The 19,270-nt window shown below is 73.0% G+C and carries 11 protein-coding genes and 1 pseudogene; 5 read left to right on the top strand and 7 right to left on the bottom strand.

Annotated elements, in window-relative coordinates; all coding sequences use genetic code 11:
• The 4 genes from ACWEF6_RS17295 to ACWEF6_RS17280 all read right to left on the bottom strand — a co-directional run.
• Positions 1-1,839, bottom strand: a 1,839-nt coding sequence (locus ACWEF6_RS17295) for a type I polyketide synthase (protein WP_449683843.1), incomplete at its 3' end; no start/stop codon positions are given.
• The gene (locus ACWEF6_RS17290) at positions 1,836-3,581 is read right to left on the bottom strand and encodes a fatty acyl-AMP ligase (protein WP_449683842.1); all 1,746 of its coding nucleotides are present in this window, start codon (positions 3,579-3,581) and stop codon (positions 1,836-1,838) included. The genes ACWEF6_RS17290 and ACWEF6_RS17295, both read right to left, overlap by 4 nt.
• A 93-nt stretch (positions 3,582-3,674) precedes the next feature.
• Entirely contained in the window at positions 3,675-5,060 is a 1,386-nt protein-coding gene (locus tag ACWEF6_RS17285) for an MFS transporter (RefSeq protein ID WP_449683841.1), read from the bottom strand.
• A complete protein-coding gene (locus ACWEF6_RS17280; RefSeq protein WP_449683840.1) occupies positions 5,057-7,057 on the bottom strand; it encodes an MMPL family transporter in 2,001 nt (666 codons plus the stop codon). Before ACWEF6_RS17280 ends, ACWEF6_RS17285 begins: the two co-directional genes overlap by 4 nt.
• 282 nt (positions 7,058-7,339) lie before the next feature.
• Here ACWEF6_RS17280 and ACWEF6_RS17275 point away from each other — a divergent pair, with 282 nt between their 5' ends.
• The 3 genes from ACWEF6_RS17275 (at position 7,340) to ACWEF6_RS17265 (ending at position 10,551) form a co-directional block, all read left to right on the top strand.
• On the top strand, positions 7,340-8,587 hold the full coding sequence (locus ACWEF6_RS17275) for a PucR family transcriptional regulator (protein ID WP_449683839.1): 1,248 nt from the start codon (positions 7,340-7,342) through the stop codon (positions 8,585-8,587).
• Between the two features lie 106 nt (positions 8,588-8,693).
• Entirely contained in the window at positions 8,694-9,785 is a 1,092-nt protein-coding gene (locus ACWEF6_RS17270) for an aldose epimerase family protein (protein ID WP_449683838.1), read from the top strand.
• Between the two features lie 49 nt (positions 9,786-9,834).
• Complete coding sequence (locus tag ACWEF6_RS17265) at positions 9,835-10,551, top strand: transporter substrate-binding domain-containing protein (protein ID WP_449683837.1); 717 nt, start codon at positions 9,835-9,837, stop codon at positions 10,549-10,551.
• Positions 10,552-10,554: 3 nt separating this feature from the next.
• On the opposite strand, the gene ACWEF6_RS17260 is transcribed toward ACWEF6_RS17265, so the two are convergent.
• The 3 genes from ACWEF6_RS17260 to ACWEF6_RS17250 form a co-directional block, all read right to left on the bottom strand.
• Complete coding sequence (locus ACWEF6_RS17260) at positions 10,555-11,064, bottom strand: DinB family protein (RefSeq protein ID WP_449683836.1); 510 nt, start codon at positions 11,062-11,064, stop codon at positions 10,555-10,557.
• Between the two features lie 71 nt (positions 11,065-11,135).
• Positions 11,136-12,725 (bottom strand): hypothetical protein, encoded by a 1,590-nt coding sequence (locus ACWEF6_RS17255; RefSeq protein WP_449683835.1) that lies wholly within the window; start codon positions 12,723-12,725, stop codon positions 11,136-11,138.
• Entirely contained in the window at positions 12,722-14,725 is a 2,004-nt protein-coding gene (locus tag ACWEF6_RS17250) for a hypothetical protein (protein ID WP_449683834.1), read from the bottom strand. Before ACWEF6_RS17250 ends, ACWEF6_RS17255 begins: the two co-directional genes overlap by 4 nt.
• 187 nt (positions 14,726-14,912) lie before the next feature.
• Between ACWEF6_RS17250 and ACWEF6_RS17245 the strand changes: the two genes are divergently transcribed.
• Both ACWEF6_RS17245 and ACWEF6_RS17240 read left to right on the top strand, forming a co-directional pair.
• On the top strand, positions 14,913-16,505 hold the full coding sequence (locus ACWEF6_RS17245) for an AMP-binding protein (protein ID WP_449683833.1): 1,593 nt from the start codon (positions 14,913-14,915) through the stop codon (positions 16,503-16,505).
• Between the two features lie 428 nt (positions 16,506-16,933).
• Positions 16,934-17,626, top strand: a pseudogene (locus tag ACWEF6_RS17240) (J domain-containing protein); the annotation flags it as partial.
• Positions 17,627-19,270 lie beyond the last annotated feature (1,644 nt).

The following is a 19,270-nucleotide window of genomic DNA, read 5'->3' as shown; positions in this document are numbered from 1 at the left end:
CAATGTGGCGTTGGGTGCCTCCGTCGCACCGAACGCCACATTGGGTGCATCTGACGCACCGAACGCCACATTGGGGCGCTGGGTCCCGGCGGCCAGGTCTCGCAGAGCCTCGACCACCTCGTCGCGGCTCTCCCCGACCACCGCCCCGCGCACCGGCAGGTGCTCCCGCCGGTGCGCCAGCGTCGACGCGACCGCGTCGAGCGGGGCCGAAGCCTCCGCCAGCCAGTCCGCCAGCTCGCCCGCCCGCGCGCGCAGGACCTCCGCCGACCGGGCCGACAGCGCGAACACCTGCGGACCACGCTCACCGGCCCGGACCGGGAACGACGCGGCCGGCCACTCCTCCACCACCACGTGCGCGTTCGTCCCGCCGAAACCGAACGCCGACACCCCGGCCCGCGCCGTTCCCGAGTAACGCGGCCAGTCCGTGCCCGCCGAAACCACCCGCAGCCCGGTGAAGTCGATGTGCGGGTTCGGCGTACGGAAGTGCAGGCTCGGCGGCACCCGCCGGTGCGTCATCGCCAGCACCACCTTCAGCAGCCCGGCGATCCCGGCCGCGCCTTCGAGGTGGCCCAGGTTGCTCTTCACCGACCCCAGCAGCAGCGGACGGTCCGCCGGCCGCCCCGACCCGAGCACGGCCGCCAGCGCGCCCGCCTCCAGCGGGTCTCCCAGCGGTGTCCCGGTCCCGTGCGCTTCGACGTAGTCCACAGAGGACGGATCGACGCCCGCCGTGGCGTAGGCGTCGCGCAGCAGGGCCGCCTGGGCGTCCGGGTTCGGGGCTGTCAGCCCGTTGGACCGGCCGTCGGAGTTCACCGCGCTGCCGCGGATCACCGCCAGCACCCGATCACCGCGGGCCGCCCGCAGCGGCTTGAGGACGACGACGCCGCAGCCCTCCCCCCGGGCGATTCCGTCGGCGGCGGCGTCGAACGGCTTGCAGTGACCGTCCGCGGCCAGCACGCCCGCCCGGTGGAAGCCCGCCGTGATGGCGGGCGAGAGCAGGACGTTCACCCCGGCGACCAGCGCCGTCTCGCTTTCGCCGCGGCGCAGGCTCTGCACCGCCTGGTGCACCGCCACCAGCGACGACGAACACGCCGTGTCCAGCGTCAGGCTGGGGCCGCGCAGGTCGAGCAGGTACGACAGCCGGTTCGCCGCGATGCTCGCCGCCGCGCCGGTGCCGGCCCAGACGTCGAGCCCCGCGACGTCGGTCATCGTCAGCGAGCCGTACTCGGTGGCCGACAGCCCGACGAACACTCCCGTCCGGCTGCCGCGCAGCGTGGCCGGCGGGAGCCCCGCGTGTTCCAGCGCCGCCCAGGCGACCTCCAGGAGCATCCGCTGCTGCGGGTCCATCGCCGCGGCTTCCCGCGGGGTGATGCCGAAGAACTCCGCGTCGAACCCGGCGACGTCGCCGAGGAACCCGCCGCGTGCCGGCACGCCGGCGAAGTCTTCCGCCGGCGCGAACGTCTCCCAGCGGCCCTCGGGAACGTCGCCGACGCCGTCGCCGCCCGCGTCGAGGAACCGCCAGAACGCTTCCGGGGATTCGATCCCGCCCGGCAGGCGGCAGCCGAGGCCGATGACCGCGATCGGCTCGCCGTCGTCCGCCAACGGCACGTACGCCGCCGATTGATCCACAGTGGACAAGTGCGAGGCGAGCGCGGTGATCGTCGGGTACTGCCACACCAGGGTCGGGGCGAGCGGGCGGCCGACGAACGCGCCGAGGTCGGCCGCCAGGCTCGTCGTGTCCCGTGAGGACAGTCCGGTTTCGTGCAGCGGCCGGTCGGGGTCCACGTCGCCGAGCCGCGCGGTCAGCCAGGCGCGGATCGCCGCGGCGTCCGGCGCGCTCATCCGAGCCGCCGCGCGGTGAGCGCACCGTCCAGGTAGGACACCCGGCTCCGGGCACGGCTGATCTTGCCGCTGGACGTGCGGGGCACCTCGCCCGGTGGCAGGAAGACGACGTCGTGCAGGCGCAGGCCGTGGCCGGCCGACACCGCCGCCCGCAGGGCCGCGGCGGCCTCGGCGACGTCGGTTTCGCTGCCTTTCGCGCGCTCGAGGACGACGACCGCGGCTTCCCCGCCGTCGCCGTCGATCGCGAAGGCCGCGGCCGAATGCGGCCGGACGGCCGGGTGCTCCTCGACGGTCTGCTCGATGTCCTGCGGGTAGTGGTTGCGGCCGTCGATGACGACCAGGTCCTTCAGCCGGCCTGTGACGAACAGCTCGCCGTCGAAGACCACGCCGAGGTCGCCGGTCGCCAGCCAGCCCTCGCCGGTCTCCGGATCGAGCGGGGGCAGCCCAAAGGTGGCCGCCGAGGCTTCCGTCCGGCCCCAGTACCCGCGACCGACGTTCGGGCCGCTGACCCGGATTTCGCCGACCTCGCCGGGCTCGGCGGGCCGCCCGGTCACCGGGTCGGCGATCCGCACCCGCTGGCCGGCCGGGCGGCCGCACGAGACGAGCGTCGTGGTGGACGCGCCCGGGACGGCGGGCTCGGCGTACCCGGCGGCGAGCCGCGCCCGGTCGAAGGTGACCTGCCGCGGCGGTTTCCCCGCGTCGGTCACCGAAACCAGCACGGTGGCCTCGGCCAGCCCGTAGGAGGACCGGTGCACTTCCGGCCGCAGCCCGCACTCGGCGAAGGCGTCGTGGAACTTCGCGATCGTCGCCGGCAGCACCGGCTCGCTGCCGTTGATCAGCGAGACGACCCGGCTCAGCTCGAGGTAGATCTTGTCCGCCTCGGTGACGCGGGAAGCGCAGTAGGCGTAGGCGAAGTTGGGGGCCGCGCTGATCGCGCCCGGACTGGCCGAGAGCGCCCGCAGCCAGCGCGCGGGCCGTTCGAGGAACGCCAGGGGATCCATCAGGACCGATTCCAAGCCACCGGCCATCGGCGCGCCGATGCCGAGGATCAGCCCCATGTCGTGGAACAGCGGCAGCCAGCTGACCGTCGACGTGGTCCCGCTTTCCGCGCCGTAGGCCGCGCAGGCCTGACGGGCGTTGGCGAGCACGTTGCGGTGGGTCAGCACGACCCCGGCCGGCGAGCGCGTCGACCCGGACGTGTACTGCAGGTACGCCGGGGCGTCCGGATCGGGCTCGGGCCACTCGCGCGGCCCGGCCGGCGGCACCGAGTCGACGTCGACCACCACCGGGTCGACCGGCGAACCGGCGAGGAACCGGGTGACCGCCCCGGATTCTCCGGCCGTGGTCAGCACGACGCGCGGGCCGCAGTCGGCGAGTGCCGCGGCCAGCCGGCCCGCGTGCCCGGGCAGGCCGGGTGCGAACAGCGGCACCGCGACCAGTCCCGCCCGCAGCGCACCGAGGAACGCGACGACGTACCCGGCGGACTGCCCGGCCAGCACCGCCGCCCGCTCCCCCGGACCGGCCACTTCGGACAGCCGGGCCGCGACCGCCTCGACCCGCTCGTCGAGCTCGCGCCAGGTGAGCGTGACCGCCCGGCCGTCTCCGCCGTCGCGGTGGTCGAGGTGGGTCACGGCGATCCGGTCGCCGAGGCGGCGCGCCCACTGACCCAGGAGGGTCGCGAAGGACTCGCCGGCGGCGACGGGGGCACCGGTGCCGGGAACCGGCCGGGAAATGGTTTCCAAGGCATCCTCGCAGAGAGCGTTTACCGGCGCAGTGAATAACCGCGCCGGTGCGGTTGTCAACGATTCGATCTCCGGTACTCACGGGGAAACGGGTTACGGGACAGCACGTTTGTCACGCGGCGACGAGGTCTCGGCGGGCCGGGTCCCCGGCACGCGCACGGCCAGCAGCGCGCCGGCGAACGTCAGCCCGGCCGCGACGAGCAGACCGGCGGTGTACCCGCCGGCGAGCGCCGCCCCGGCGGGGACGCCCGCGTCGAGCCGGGCCGCACGCACCGACGTCAGCACCGCGCCGATCAGCGCGACACCCAGCGCGCTCGACAGTTCCCGGCCCGCGGTGAGCCATCCCGACGCCGTCCCCGAATACCGCTCGGCCACGACGTCGAGCGCGTGCGAAGTCATCGGGACGGTGAAGGCCGAGCCCGCGCCGATCAGGACCATGCCGGGCACGCGCGGCCACAGCGCGGGCACGTGGTTCACCGCGGCGAGGGCGAGCAATCCCGCCCCCACCACGACCAGCCCCGCCGCCACCGTCCGAAGTGGACCATGACGGGCGACGGCCGCCGGCACCAGCGGCGTCGCGGCCACCACCGCCACCGCGACCAGCACCAGCGGCAGCCCGGCGCCGGCCGGGCCGAGCCCGAGGAACTCCTGGTGCAGCAACGGCGTGAAGAAGAAGATCCCGGAGATACCCAGTCCCCACAGCAGCTGCAGGCCGAGCGACCCCAGGAACACCCGGTTCCCGGTGAGGGCCCGCGGGACCAGTCTCTCGGCCGCGCGCCGTTCCCGGACGAGGAACGCCACGCCGAGCGCGGTCCCGGCAGCCAGCAGCGGGAGCCGGAGCCCGGGTTCGGCCAGCGCGGTGGTCAGCAGCACCAGGCTCGCCGTCACCAGGATCATCGCCGACGCCGGTGGCGCGCGGGTCCCTGCGTCGCGGCCGGGCGGCACGGTCGAGGGCAGCAGCACGAGCATCGCGGCCACGAACGGCAGGTTGACGAAGAAGATCCAGGCCCAGCCCCAGTATTCGCTCAAGACGCCGCCGAGTGCCGGGCCGAGGGCCAGCGCGGCCGCCAGGCAGGCCGTCCACACCGCCGCGCCGAGCGTCCGGCCGCGCGTGTCGAGGTTGGTGCGCAGCAGGCTGAGCAGGCCCGGCACCAGGAACGCGGCCGCCATGCCCTGGAGGACGCGTGCGGCGACCAGCAGCCACGCGGTGGCCGCCAGCCCGCCCGCCGCCGCACCGGCGCCGAAGGCGAGGAGGGCGCCGGTCAGGGCCGGGCGCCGGCCCCAGCGGTCGACCAGCGCACCCGCCATCGGCAGGAGCCCGGCGAACGGGAGCATGTACCCGAGCGCGATCCACTGCAGGGCTTCGACGTCGAGGGCGAGCTCGCGGGCGATGGACGGCGCGCCCGCGGCGACGATCGTGTTGTCCAGCGTCGTGACGAAGGCGCCCAGCGCGAGCACGACCAGGGTCCGCCGGGTCATCGCGTGCTCCCCACGAGCTCGCCGGGGACCACGGCCTTGCGGCGCGGGAACCACCAGTTCGCCGCGCCCAGCCGGGCCATCACCGCGGGGACGAGCACGCACCGGACGACGACGGCGTCCAGGAGCACGGCGACGGTGAGCCCGACGCCGGCCTCGCGCACCACCCGGGCGTCGACGAAAGCGAACGACCCGAACACCAGCGCCATGATCAGCGCCGCCGCGGTGATGGTCCGGCCGGTCGCCGCGACGCCGTCGACGACGGCCGCGCGGGTGTCACCGTGGCGGCGCCACGCCTCCTGGATGCGGGCGATGAGGAAGACCTCGTAGTCCATCGACAGCCCGAACAGCCCGGCGAACAGGAAGACGGGCAGGTACGGCTCGATCGGGCCGCCGAAGGCGAACACCACCGCCCCGGTCGTCGCGGCCGCGGTCAGCAGGTTCATCACCGCCGCGGTGAGCGGGATCAGCACGCTGCGGAACACCCAGGCCAGCAGCAGGACCGAGATCCCGACGACGGCGGCGAAGAACAGTGGCAACCGCTGGGTGATCGCCGCGGAGAAGTCCGCCCGGGCCGCGACGACCCCGCCGACGTGCGCGTCCGGGCTGCCGATGAGCTTGGCCATCACCCGCGTCGAAGCGAGCAGGTCGCCGGTCGCCGGGTCGCCGGGGCCCGTCCGCGGGAGCACCGTCAGCAGCCAGCCGCCCCCGGGCAACGCGGCCGGTGGGGCGACGTCGGCACTGGCGAGGAGGGCTTCCCGCAGCGTGCCCACCGATTCGCCACCGGTGCCGACCACCAGCAGCGGCGCGTCGGCGCCCGGCCCGAAACCCTCCTTGAGCAGTTCGGCGGCGGTCCGGGTGACGCTGCCGGGCGGGTCGAGCGCGGCGTCCGGCACGCCGAGCCGCAGCCCGGTCATCGGGAGCGCGAGCACGGCCACGACCAGCAGGGCGGCGGCGGTGTACGGGCCGGGGCGCGCGGTGACCGACCGGGCTAGCCGGGCCCACCGGCCGGCCCCGGCGTCCGGGCGCAGGCGCATCCGCCGGCCGAGCAGCCGCAGGAGCGCGGGCAGCAGGGTCAGCGCGGCGAATGCGGTCAGCAGCACCGAGACCGTGGCGGCGACCGCGATCCCGTCGAGGAACGGCAGGCCGACGGTGAGCATCCCGGCCAGCGAGACACACACGGTGATCCCGGCGAACACCACGCTCCGGCCGGAGGTCGCGGCCGCGACGGCCAGCGCGGCCGCCGGATCGGCGCCGTCCCGGCGGCCCTGCCGGTAGCGGGTGAGCACGAACAGCGCGTAGTCGACGCCGACGCCGAGCCCCAGCAGCGCGGCGATCTCGGTGCTGATCTTCGGCATGGTCATGACGTGCGACAACAGCGTCACGGCGGCCAGCGCGCAGCCGACCGAAACCGCCGCGGTGAGGACCGGGAGCAGCACGCAGGTCACCGAGCCGAAGGCCACCAGCAGCACCACGGCCGCGGCGAGCAGGCCGATCCCGGCGTTGCCGAGGTCGGGCGCGGCGGCCGTCATCGCGGCGAGCTCGCCGGACGCACCCGCGGTCAGGCCGTCGGCGTCGCGGACGGTGGCGGCGAGCGCGTCGGCCGTCCCCTGCCCGAGGTCGGCGGCCGGGGCGTCGAAGCGCACGGTGAGCACCGCCGTCCGCCGGTCGGCGGACACCTGGCCGGGCGGCGGCTCGACGGCGACGACGTGCGGTAACGCCGCCAGCCGGGCGGCGAGCGCGTCGAGCCGGGCGCGGCCCGCGCCGGTGTCGACCGGGCCGTCCGGCGAGCGCACGACGACGCGTTCCCCGGCGCCGCCGGCACCGGTGGCGCGCAGCAGGTTCGCCGCGGCCGTGCTGTCCGCGGCGGGCAGGTCCACGGTGTCGCGGAAGGCCGCGCCGGCGGGCAGCGCGGCGGAAACCAGCCCGCCCAGTGCCAGCAGCCACAGCACGACAACGACGCCGGCCCGGCGGAAACACCAGGAAACAAGCGCCGTCATCGGGTTTTCTCCTCACGCATGCCGGTTGATCACGCTAACAACCGGACAGGGCGCGAAGATACCGCCTGAGTTCACAAATCGAATCCCGGAAACCTTTGCCGCGGTTAGCGTTCCGCTTTGTCGGGCAGGTGACAAACTCCGGTGCGGCCGTTGGTCCCGGCGTGACAGAACCCGCTCCCGGGGCAGGGACGCCGGTTGCCAAGTCCGTTCCCGTGTGAGTACATGGCGTTCGCGCCGACGACGGCGCGAAGTCTCCACGCGGCGCGGCAAGGGGTCTGAACCATGAGCCGGACGATCACGCAGGCGGCGATTCCGCACCCGCGGGGCACCGGCCGCGCGCGGCAGCTGTGGTGCTCGCTGCCCACCGAACTGGCCGGGCGCTTCCGGGCGCACGCCGACCCGCTCGCCCGGCGGATCCTCGACGAGGTCCAGAAGGCCGTTCCCGAATACGCCAAGCCCCTCGAGGGCGAATTCGGCAAGATGACCGTGCTCGCGATCGAGCAGGCGGTCCTCAGCTGCATCGACAGCATCGAGGACCTGGCGTCCACACAGGACGAGTGGCCCAAGCTGTTCGTGGAGGTCGGCAAGCGCGTCCACCACGACGGCGGCAGCCTCAATTCTTTGCAGGCCGCCTACCGCGCGGGTGGGCGGGCGGCGTGGCGGTACGTGGCCGAACTGGGCCAGGCGCACCGGTTCCCGGCGGCCGTGCTGTGCGTCGGCGCGGAAGCCATTTTCGCTTACGTGGAGGAGATTTCCGCGTACTCGGTCGAGGGGTACACCTTGGCACAGGCGATGGCAACCGGCACGCTCGAGCGCCGCCGGCGCCGGCTCTTCGAACTGCTGCTGGCCACCCCGCCGTCGTCCCCGGCCACCCTGTCGACGCTGGCCAAGGCGGCGCAGTGGGCGATCCCGGAGTGGGTCACGGTCGTCGCGCTCGACCCGCGGACCGACCGGCACCCACCGCCGACCCCGCAGGTGCCCGCCGACGTGCTCGTCGACCTCGACGGCCCCGAGCCGTGCCTGCTGACCCCGAACCCGGACCGCGACCTGCGCGGCCTCGAAGGCCGCCTCCCGGGCTGGCGCGCGGCGGTCGGCCCCCGCGTCCGCCCGGCCGAAGCGGCGACGTCCCTGCGGTGGGCCCGCCGCACGCTCGACCTGGTCCGCCGCGGCCTGGCCGGCGACGCCCCGGTCACGCACACGGCCGACCACCTGGCGACGCACTGGCTGCTGATCGACCGCTTCCTGCTGGACGAACTGTCGGCGAAGGCGCTGTCGCCGTTCGCCGGGCTGACGGCCAAGCAGCAGACGCGGCTGGCCGACACGCTGCTGAGCTGGCTGGAGCACAACGGGAACACGCCGGAGATCGCGCAGGCCCTGCGGATCCACCCCCAGACGGTCCGCTACCGCGTGAGCCAGCTGAGCGAGCTGTTCGGCGACCGGCTGGCGGACCCGGCGAAGCGCCTGGAGATCCAGATGGCCCTGTGCGCCCACCGGCTGCTGGGCACCCGCCCACCGGCCGGCGACCGCTGAGGGCCGAGGCCGCCGCCACGGCCTTTCGGTCCTTGACCGTGCCGGGCTGCCGCTTCTATCGTCGTCCCACGCTGTTAGCGCTAACAGCCCGTTGGAGGACCCACCGATGACCTCACCCGAACTCACCCGGGAGCTGTTCGGCCAAGCCGGCGGCACCGACGTCCACCGGTACACGCTGGGGCGTCCCGGCGGACCGGTCGTGCGCGTGCTCGACTACGGCGGGGTCATCCAGTCGCTCGAAGCGCCCGATCGCGACGGGCGCCCCGGCAACGTCGTCCTCGGGTTCGCCGACCTCGGCTCCTACGTCGCCAACAACCGGCCCGACGCGGACCGGGTGTTCCTCGGCTCGGTGATCGGCCGGTTCGCCAACCGGATCGGCGGCGGCACCTTCACCCTCGACGGCGTCCAGTACCGGGTGCCGCTGAACAACGGCAAGAACAGCCTGCACGGCGGGCCCTCCGGATTCGACACGCGGGTCTGGTCGGCGACCGAGATCCGCGACGGCGACGGCGTCGCCGTCCGGCTCACCCTGATCAGCCCGGACGGCGACCAGGGCTACCCCGGCCGGCTCACCGCCGAGGTCATCTACCGCCTCGACGCGCACGACCGGCTGCGCATCACCTACCTCGCGACGACCGACGCGCCGACCGTCGTCAACCTGACCAACCACACCTACTGGAACCTGGCCGGCGAAGGCACCGGCGACGTCCACGAGCACCGCCTGGAGATCGCCGCGAGCCGGTTCTGCCCGACCGGCGACGACCTGATCCCGGCCGGCGACCCGGTGCCGGTCGAGGGCACGCCGTTCGACTTCCGCCGGTGGGCGCCGATCGGCGCCCGCGTCGGCGAGCCCGACCCCCAGCTGGTGATCGGCCAGGGCTACGACCACAACTGGGTGCTCGACACCGGCGCGCCGTTCGCCGCCCGGGCGTGGGACCCGGCGTCCGGGCGCCTGCTCACCATGTGGACGACCGAGCCGGGCCTGCAGTTCTACTCGGGCAACTACCTCACCGCGGACCTGACCGGCACGAGCGGGCGCCCGTACCACCGCGGCGCCGGGTTCGCGCTGGAGGCCCAGCACTTCCCGGACTCCCCCAACCGGCCGGACTTCCCCAGCACGGTGCTGCGGCCCGGCGAGGTCTACCACCAGGAGACGGTATTCGCCCTCACCACCGCGGACGAGCCGCCGGTGGCGTGAGCGACAATCGCGGGGCGTCCGCCCGGGCCCGCCGCTAGCCTCGCCGGTCATGGGAGATCTTTCCGCCGTCGCCCGGGACCTCGCACCCACCGGCACGCTGCGCGCCGCGATCAACCTCGGCAACCCCGTGCTCGCCCACGGCACACCGGCGGAACCGGGCGGGCTCACAGTCGACCTCGCCCGCGAGGTCGCCGCGCGGCTCGCCGTTCCGGTCGAGTTCGCCTGCGCCGACGCGGCCCGCAAGTCGTTCGAGGCGCTGACCTCGGGCGCGGCCGACCTCGCTTTCCTGGCGATCGAGCCCGCCCGCGCCGAACAGGTGACTTTCACGGCGCCGTACGTCCTCATCGAAGGCGTGTACGTCGTCGCCGACGGCTCGCCGCTGGCGTCGCCCGCCGACGTCGACCGGCCGGACGTGCGGATCGGTGTCAAGCAGGGCTCCGCGTACGACCTGTACCTGACCCGCACCCTCCGGCACGCCACCGTCGTGCGCGGCGAGGACGGTGTCACGGCGTTCGAGGCGGAGAGCCTGGAGGTTGCCGCCGGGATCCGCCAGCCGATGGCCGCCTACGTTGCCGCCCACCCTGGGACCCGCGTGCTCCCGGGGCGGTTCATGGAGATCCGGCAGGCGGTCTGCACCACGCCGGACCGCCGCCCGGAGACGATCGCGTTCCTGTACGAGCTGGTCGAAGAGCTGAAGGCGACCGGGTTCGTCGCCGACGCGCTGCGCCGCGCCGATCAGGACGCCACGGTCGCCCCGCCCGCCTGACCGCTACCTGCCGGTCACGCCGTCGATCAGCTCGCGGCCGACGTCCACGTGCCCGGCGTGGCGGGCGAAGCTCTGCACCAGGTGGCACAGGATCCACGCGAACGTGGGGTGTTCTTCGGCGCCGCCGCGGCGGGTGGTGCGGACGGCCCGGCCGTCCAGCGGGGTGACGGCGGCGAGCCGGGCGCAGTTTTCGCGTTCCGCGAGGAAGAACGCCGTGATGTCCGCCGACGGTTCTTCCGGCGCGACGAACCAGGGCTGCTCGGCGGTGCCGGGCCAGGAGAAGTCGACGTCCTCGCCGGCGAACAGGTACCGGATCCAGAACCGTTCGGTGCAGGCGAGGTGCTTGACCATGCCCAGCGGCGTCCAGCCCGACGGCAGCACGCTCCGGCGCAGATCGTGTTCGGAGAGGCCGTCGAGCTTGCGGAGGATGGCGGCGGCGTTGTGGTCGAGGTAGCCCAGCAGCAGCGCACGCGGATCGGCCAGGGTGGGTGGGGGTTCGGGTGTCTCGACCATGATCGAAAAGCTACTGGGCGGCGCCCCGCGACACCGGGTTCCCGCGCCCGCACGACGGGGTGACCGGTGGGTCAGACCGACGTGGCCGCCCAGTGCCCCAGCCAGAACTCCCGCCACACCACCGTGACTTCCCGGACCGCGAACCCGCCCGGGTCCTCGTCCAGCGCGGTCTTCCACGCGTCTTCCAGCCCGACGCACAGTTTCGAAGGCGCGATCTCCACCGCCGTGCTGGTGAACCGCTGCTGGACGAGGTTCAGCGGCACCGAGAACTTGCCCTTGCCCCGCAACAGGGAATTGCCGAGGTCCCGGCAGATGAGGTATTCGAGGTTGGGCGCGTCGCGGGCCTCGGCACCGGCCGCGTCCCCTTCCGGCAGCGGGAAGCCCATGTAGTCGAAGGCCTGCCGCAGCGCCCGCACGGCGACGGAAATGCCGCGCGGAGTCCATTCCATCTGCCACGAGATCCAGATCGCCAGCCGGCGCTGTGCGGCCGGGTGCACCACCGGGACCACCGGGCCGGCCAGCGTCTGGTAGTCGCCGGCCCGCTCCCACAGGTGGTCGCTCAGCTCCTGGCCGTGCTTGCCGTTGGGCACCTTGGCGAACCCGGCGAACATGGTGGTGATCGCCGTGCGGGGGTCTTCGCTGCTGTGGGCGACCGGCAACGCGACTTCCTCGGCGGGGGTGACCACGCCGAGCTGGAGGTGGATGAACGCGAGGTCGTCGAGCAGCGTGATCGACGCCCCGACCACGCCGATCTCCGGGAACTGCAGCAGCAGGGAGACGAGCGCGTGCGTCGAGCCGACCCGCGCCGGGCCCACGAAGGTGACCGGGATGATCGTGGACAGCACGCCTTCGGGTGCTTCGCCGGGGTGCGGCTCTTCCGCCGGGTGGGCGCGGATCCGGAACCAGTTGCCGGTGCGGTGCCCGAGCCGGGTGTCGGCGAGCCAGAGGCGGAATCCGCGTTCTTCGCAATACCGGATGATCCGCTCGGCGATCTCGAACGTGAGCTCGGCGCTCGGGTGCTGCAGCGCGATCGAGAACCGGACGGCCAGCGACGCGGCCCGCGGGATCCGCTCCTCCCGGTATTCGGCCTCGACCTCCACCGGCAGCTGGACCGGGCACTGGATGGACAGCAGCGGCCCGCGGGCCACCTCGACGGCGATCTGGCTGAGCGCGGCGAGCAGGTTCTTGATCTGGGTGCCGTGGCTGAGCCGCAGTTTCGCGGGCTCGTCGGCGATCGCGACGATCCCTTCGATCCGGCGGTCGGACTCGGCCAGGAACGTCAGGTTCGGCCGGGCCGTGCCGCGGAAGACGTGGCTCAGCTCGTCCGAGCCGAAATCGAGCTCCGGCTCGACGGTGCTGCCGTGGTCGCGGATCCGGAGCCGGTCGGGCTTCTCGCCGGTCCGGATGCCGACGACCAGCCCGGCGCCGTGCGCGCTCGAGGACAGCGTCTCCAGGAAGAACCGCGACTTCGGCTCGCTCCGGCCCTCCCCCGTGACGAGCCCGACCAGGTAGCCAGGCCGGTCGACGAGGTGGTGCACCTCGAAGTCGACCTCGGTCAGCGGCTGCCGCAGCGACCAGTAGCCCGCCCTCGCGAGGTTGGCCAGCGCGTGCGCCGAACGGGCCTTCGGCGCATCGCCGGGCATGTTCGTCCCTTCGCTCATGAAAGTGATCCCGACGACGAGAAGATCGCGTCCGGCGTCCGGCGGCGCTGCTTGCTCGTCCCGCGGCCGTCGACCCAGTGCGGCGCGCCCATGAGGTGCAGCTCCTCGGCGTCCTGGCGCGGGTCGCGGCGACGGCTCCACGCCGAGCGGATCGGCGGCACCAGGGCGATCGCCGAGAGCAGGGGCACCACGGTGGCCAGCCCGAACGCGACGGGCAGCACCGACCGCGCGGAGTCCGCGGCGATGGCCGCGCACAGCAGGGCCATCGCCCCGATGCAGACGTGCGCCACCAGCCGCGGCAGCGCCCGCAGGTGCCCCGCCACGGAATGCCGGTCCGGCAGCGGCAGCCGGGAGTACAGGAACCCCGGGACGAGCAGCAGCACGGCGATCAGCGCCCCGGGACTGTTCGACGCGCTCGACGCGCGCAGCCGGACGGCGCCGGCGCCCCAATACGGCCAGAAGTGGTGCCCCGCGAAGGTGGCCGCGGAGTAGGCGATGAGGGCGACGGACAACGCGTAGAGCAGCACCGTCGTCGGGCTCGACGGCGTGGCGTCGCGCAGCAGGATCCCGGCGCGGGTCCGGATCTGCGCGCCGTCGAGCGAGCGGACCGCCCGCCGCCGCCAGTAGACGCTGGCCTGGTTGCTGGTCGGGTTGTCCTCGGTGGCGAGGTCGTATTCGAGTTCCTGCGCCTCGACCTCGCGGGCGGCCTGCCCGAGCCGGGCCGGCTCGACGACCGGGTGGCGGATCAGCGAGTTGTCGAGCGCGGCGCCGTCGGCCACGGCTTCGCCCGAGATCGCCGCCCAGCCCAGCTCGGCCACGCCGGGCAGGTGCTGTTCGGGCACGGCGATCCGCGCGTGCTCGGCGTCCCACTGCCGGCGGCGGAGCAGATCGGCGAGCCGGCGGAGGGTGGTCTGCGTCTGGAGCTCGAGGATCTTCGAGTAGGGCGGCTTCCGAGGCGGCGCGGCCGCCGGCCCCAGCCGGGTGGCGAGGGTCTTCAGGTCCGTGACGAGCTCGCCCGCGAGGCCCTGGTCGGCGTCGGTCCGGAGGTAGATCTTCTGGATGTGCACGCCGGGCTCGGTCTCGACGACGAGGTGGTAGGACCGCAGGCTCGCCGGGATGGCGCCCTCGTACTGGACGAGGTACCCGCGGCTGCTGGCCCGCAGCGTCCCGCTCCACGACCAGCGGGGCCTGGGCTTCTCCACCGCGAGCGGGGCCTCGTAGGTGAGCAGGTGCTCGTCGGCCCCGCGGTCCATGGCCACCACGAGCAGGTAGTTGTTGACGGCGACGTCGAGCAGCGCGAAGTAGTCCCCGAGCGGCTCGCGGTAGTCGGCGAGCAGGTTCAGCGCCTTGCGGCGGCAGTCGGCCGCGTGCCCGGCCGTCATCCCCGGGGTGAGGTCCCGCGGGTGCGGACCGGTCGGCCGGCTGCGGTCGGTCAGCAGCGCGAGCAGGGCCGCCTGGATCAGCCAGCGCGGTTCGTGGTCCTGGTAGAGCAGCCGGGCCAGTGGTTCGTCCCGCCGGGCGTCGGGGAACCCGGTGAGGATGCCCCGCAGCAGGCGGTAGAGCCCCGAGGCGAGCAGCCGCGAGGTCTCGTACTGGGTGAGCCGCGGCAGCTTCCGGCCCGAGGCGTCCCGCACGTCGACAGGCGCGGCCGTCCGCGAGATCCGGGCGACGGGCACCCACATCTCGGAGGCGACGAACGCCGGTCCGGCCGGGTGTTCCGCGCCGTCGGCGCGGTGGCTGGCGATGCTGCGGAACAGTTCGGAGGCCTGCCGCTGCCCTTCGTCGAGCATCCCGAGCCGGACGTCCACCTCGGTGATCCGCCGCGCGACCCGGTGATCGACCAGCGAGATCCGTTCGGTCAGCCGCCGCACGTGGTTGAGCCGCAGCGCGGTGTCCAGGAAGGAAAGCCCGACAGCGGCCCCGTCGAGCGACAGGCGGGGCGGCGCTCCCGGCACCGGCATCGACCGAATGGCCTCCTCCAGCAGCGAGAAACCGTCCATTCGCCTTCCCTCCCCAGGTGCCGCCCCGGATGCACCGGCGGGGACTAGGTCGGCGAATCACCCTCCGGGGTTACAGGTCGAACGCCATCGCTCTCCGATTTCTGTCGTCATCGATCCGACATTGCGCCTTCTCGACGGTCGCAACGAGTGCTACGTTCGGCGGACAGGCCGAGAACGAGGAGCGGCGATGCAGCTTTCTCCCAGCGCCCACACGGACCCGTTCTGCCGCGACCGCCTCCCACCGCCCGACCAGTGGCCGCGGCTGGTGTTCGACCTGCCGGAGCTGCACTACCCCGACCGTCTCAACGCCGCGACGGCCCTGCTCGACGAAACCGCCGCCCGCCTCGGCCCGGACCGCCCCTGCCTGCGCTCACCGCACGAGACGTGGACCTACGGCGACGTCCTGGCCCGCGCCAACCGCATCGCCCACGTCCTCACCGCCGACCTCGGTGTCGTGCCGGGCCACCGCGTGCTCCTGCGCGGCACCAACACGCCGTGGCTCGCGGCCTGCTGGCTCGGCGTCCTCAAGGCCGGAGCGGTCGCCGTCACGACGATGCCGATGCTCCGCCGCGGCGAGCTCGACAAGATCACCGGACGCGCGCAGCCCACGGTCGCCCTCTGCGACGAGCGCCTCCTCGACGAGCTGCCGCCCGAGCTGCCGGCCGTGCCCTTCGGCACCGAACGCGCCGAACTGGCCGAGCGCTGCGCCCGCCACCCGGCGACCTTCGCCGACGTGCCGACGGCCGCCGACGACGTCGCCCTGCTCGCCTTCACCTCCGGCACGACCGGGACGCCGAAGGCCACCATGCACTTCCACCGCGACCTGCTCGCCATCGCCGACACGTTTTCCCGCCACGTCCTCCGGCCCACCCCGGACGACGTGTTCTGCGGAACCCCGCCCCTCGCCTTCACCTTCGGCCTGGGCGGCCTCCTGGTGTTCCCGCTGCACGCCGGCGCGTCGGTGCTCCTGGTGGAACGCGCGACGCCCAAGGAGCTGGCCTCGATCGTCGCCGAGCACGGCGTGACGGTGCTGTTCACCGCCCCGACCGCCTACCGCGCGATCCTCGGCGCCGGCGACGGCTCCCTGCTGGCCGGCGTCCGCCGCGCCGTCTCCGCCGGGGAAGCCCTCCCCGCCGCCGTGGCCGAGCAGTACCGCGATGTCGTCGGAGCACCGTTGATCGACGGCATCGGCAGCACGGAGATGCTGCACGTGTTCATCTCCGCGGCCGGCGACGACGCCCGCCCCGGCCGGACCGGCAAGGTCGTCCCCGGCTTCCGCGCGGCCGTCCTGGACCTCGACGGCCGGCCGGCCCCGGACGGCACGCCCGGGCTGCTCGCCGTCCGAGGTCCCACCGGCTGCCGCTACCTCGGCGACCCGCGCCAGACCGACTACGTCCGCGACGGCTGGAACATCACCGGCGACACCTACGTCCGCGAGCCCGACGGCTACTTCCGCTTCGTGGCGCGCAGCGACGACATGATCGTCTCCTCCGGTTACAACATCGCGGCTCCCGAGGTCGAAGAGGTGCTCCTGACGCACCCGGACGTCGAGGAGTGCGCGGTCGTCGGCACGCCCGATCCGGACCGGGGTGCGGTCGTGACCGCCTTCGTCGTGCTCCGGCCCGGCGCCGCCCCGGGCCCGGACGTCGTGCACGCCCTGCAGGAGCACGCCAAAGCCGTTGCCGCGCCGTACAAGTACCCGCGCCGGGTGCGCTTCCTCGACGCGCTGCCGCGCAACGCCAGCGGCAAGCTGCAGCGGTACCTGCTGCGCGAGCGCTGACGGGGGTGACGGGCCCGCTGCCGAGGTGGGGTGGCGGTGGGCCCGTCACGTCTGGAGGAGGACATGGACCCAGCCTAGCCGAGTATTCGAACACATGTTCAGGGCCATCCGAGTGGTTTCCGGCTACGAAAAGTCACCACCAACCGGGCTTTCTCCCGCGCGGCAACACTTCCGAGTGACAAACAGTCCGAAGTGGACACAACCCGACCACCGCAAACGAGACTTCGGTGAAGCGCCCGACGTCGTCACCCACCCCGCCACAAGCGCCCCGCCGGAGCCCCCGATTCCCCCGCCGTCACCGGCAAAACCCCGCACACCGCCCTGACCAGCACCGAGGACCATCACCCTGGCGCGCCGCCGAGGCGGTGACAGCCCCGGAGACCCGACCCCATAAAGTCTTCGCGCAGCCATCGGAGGTGACCACCCGCGTGCCCGACGTCGACTACTACGAGGTGCTCGGCCTCCGTCGCGACGCCACGGCGGCCGACGTCAAGGCGGCCTACCGCCGGCTGGCCAAGACCATGCACCCGGACGGCGGCGGCACGGTCGGCACGTTCCGCCTGCTGCGCGAGGCCTACGACGTCCTGAGCGACCCGGTCGCCCGCGCGCGCTACGACTCCGGCGGTGCGACCGTGGTGCCGGTGCCGGTCCGGCCGCGGCCCCGGCGGCGCTTCGGCGACGAGCCCGGCTTCGTCCCCGACCTGCCCGACCTGGACGCCGAGGACCTCGGCTGGTGGCACTTCGCGGGCGAGGACACCCGGATGCGGCACGGCCGCCGCCGCGGCCCCGGGCACACGCCGGTGGTCGTCGCGGTCGCCGGGATGGTGCTCGTCCTGCTGCCACTGGTCACCGGCGTCGGCTTCAGCACGCCGGTGCTCATCGTGTGGCTGCTGCTGACGGCCGGGACCGCCCTGCTGGTCCAGCGGCTGGCGCGCGGGTACCTGCGGGCCGCCAAGGCGCGCGAGGCGTACGCCGAGGAATTCGGCGGCCGCACGGTGTTCGGCACGCCGGGCACCGAGCGCGACGAGCTGCCCGAACGGCTCACCGCGGACCTGCTCGAGGGCTACCTGACCCGGTACCGCGACGCAAGGAGCAGCACTTCAGCGTCGAGGCCGAATTCGCCGACATCGAGCTGTTGAAACGTTGTCGATGACGTTACCGGCGCCGGCCAGCAGAAAGCGGTGATGATCAGCGTCCACAGTGGCGGGGTGGCCACGAGTACCCAGACGGCCAACGCGCCGACGAGGACGCCGCGCAGCAGCTCGGTCCGTCACATCAGGGCCGGGCGGCCATAACCGTCTTCGATCACGTTGCCGGAACCAGACTTGATCGATGGCCACGGTCCACACGGACCTCGGCGCCTTCGATTTCACATAAAAGCACGCTCCTCTTCAGCCGATTTCTGCAAACGGTGTCGTGAATGCGCCGGCAAATTGATCGCCGATCTGAGGGCCGTGACGTGGCGGCTGTCGTGGGCCGACGGCAACTCACCCGGGCCATCGAGTGCCAGTACACCAAAGCGCGCCTGCTGGTGCCGTTGCCGCTGGTCATCGCCCTAACCGTCATCTCCTACCTGCACTGCTGGCTGCGGGTCTACGGCCCAGCGGTCGCCGTCCGCAAGATCTACTCCGCCAGCACCTGTGACCATGGCGGTGGTAGTGGTGCACTCTCCGCGGGTCCTGCCCGCCCCCATGCTGGCCGTGCTGTGCGTGCATCGCGACCTGCTGCTGCCCCAGTACATGCGCCAAGCTCGCACCGATCAGAAAACAGGGCTCGTCGCCCCCGTCTACCGATCCGAGGCCTTGGCCGCCGCGCTGCGCCGCGCCAAGCTGGCCGGCACCTCAGTCGGTGTGCGGCGGCAGCGTTCCTGGTCAGTGACCGCGCCGGTCACCCGAGCGAGGTGGTACTCCGATCGACGGCGGCTTCACGGCGTGACGTTCACGCTAAATCCGGGATCGCCTTCCGACCAGCCGGATGCTCTGCGGCAACTTCTCCCGGTCCCCTGCGCCTCGCCGCGGCGCACCGCGTTGGTGGGAAAATTGCCGTCCAGAGTCTTGACGTCACCCAATCGGGACGGTTTACTTTCAGTTGTCTCGATGGAACCGGTTCCGCGGCCGCCACCTGGAACACTCCAGCACTTCGGGTTGGTCGATGTAAATCTGCCACCTCACCCGAATGCCGAGCGAGCCGCATGCTTGCCTCGGCATCGTGACGCGCACAGTGCGCGACACGATGGATCACGACTGACCAGGTGGGCTCGATGAGATCAAGGACGTTCTCCCGACCACGACGCACCGCAGCACCATCGACCGCAGCCGCGGGACGCATCCGCCGTCCGCTCCGGCCGAGTGATGCCCGTGTCCGCAGAATTGAGTCATTGCCGCGGGACTCTCGTGCCCACCACGGAGAATGGTGCGCCACCACCGATTCCGCGCCGCGGTCGACCGCGTTCGCCGACGCGAGCGGGAACACGACTCCCCGACAATAGGCTGCACTTTTCGCGCGCGACACTGAACGGCGCCCAGGCAATCCCCGTCACCACGACGGCGATAAGGCCATCTGCGGCCACGTACGGCTGAAGCGCACACGTTCAGCCGCCCAGCGGTGTCAGCACGACCGTGCACTCCCTCGGCAACTATTGCAGTAGTTCGGATCTTCGTAGCGCCTATCCAACATTTTGAAAACAAAGTGAGGAGAGCTATATGCGAAATACGCCGAATCGGGCTACCGGTTGCCGACCTCGACACTTCCGGCTCCGGACCCGG

Source organism: Amycolatopsis sp. NPDC004772, assembly GCF_053601215.1.
The sequence above is the reverse complement of the archived record's forward strand: the minus strand, read 5'-3'. Positions and strand labels throughout refer to the sequence as shown.

What these genes read in the sequence shown, in the direction of transcription:
- ACWEF6_RS17250 (WP_449683834.1), bottom strand. Translation starts at nt 14,725, where the DNA reads ATGGACGGTTTCTCGCTGCTGGAGGAGGCCATTCGGTCGATGCCGGTG.
- ACWEF6_RS17260 (WP_449683836.1), bottom strand. Translation starts at nt 11,064, where the DNA reads ATGGTCGAGACACCCGAACCCCCACCCACCCTGGCCGATCCGCGTGCG.
- ACWEF6_RS17255 (WP_449683835.1), bottom strand. Translation starts at nt 12,725, where the DNA reads ATGAGCGAAGGGACGAACATGCCCGGCGATGCGCCGAAGGCCCGTTCG.
- ACWEF6_RS17275 (WP_449683839.1), top strand. Translation starts at nt 7,340, where the DNA reads ATGAGCCGGACGATCACGCAGGCGGCGATTCCGCACCCGCGGGGCACC.
- ACWEF6_RS17285 (WP_449683841.1), bottom strand. Translation starts at nt 5,060, where the DNA reads ATGACCCGGCGGACCCTGGTCGTGCTCGCGCTGGGCGCCTTCGTCACG.
- ACWEF6_RS17270 (WP_449683838.1), top strand. Translation starts at nt 8,694, where the DNA reads ATGACCTCACCCGAACTCACCCGGGAGCTGTTCGGCCAAGCCGGCGGC.
- ACWEF6_RS17245 (WP_449683833.1), top strand. Translation starts at nt 14,913, where the DNA reads ATGCAGCTTTCTCCCAGCGCCCACACGGACCCGTTCTGCCGCGACCGC.
- ACWEF6_RS17265 (WP_449683837.1), top strand. Translation starts at nt 9,835, where the DNA reads ATGGGAGATCTTTCCGCCGTCGCCCGGGACCTCGCACCCACCGGCACG.
- ACWEF6_RS17280 (WP_449683840.1), bottom strand. Translation starts at nt 7,057, where the DNA reads ATGACGGCGCTTGTTTCCTGGTGTTTCCGCCGGGCCGGCGTCGTTGTC.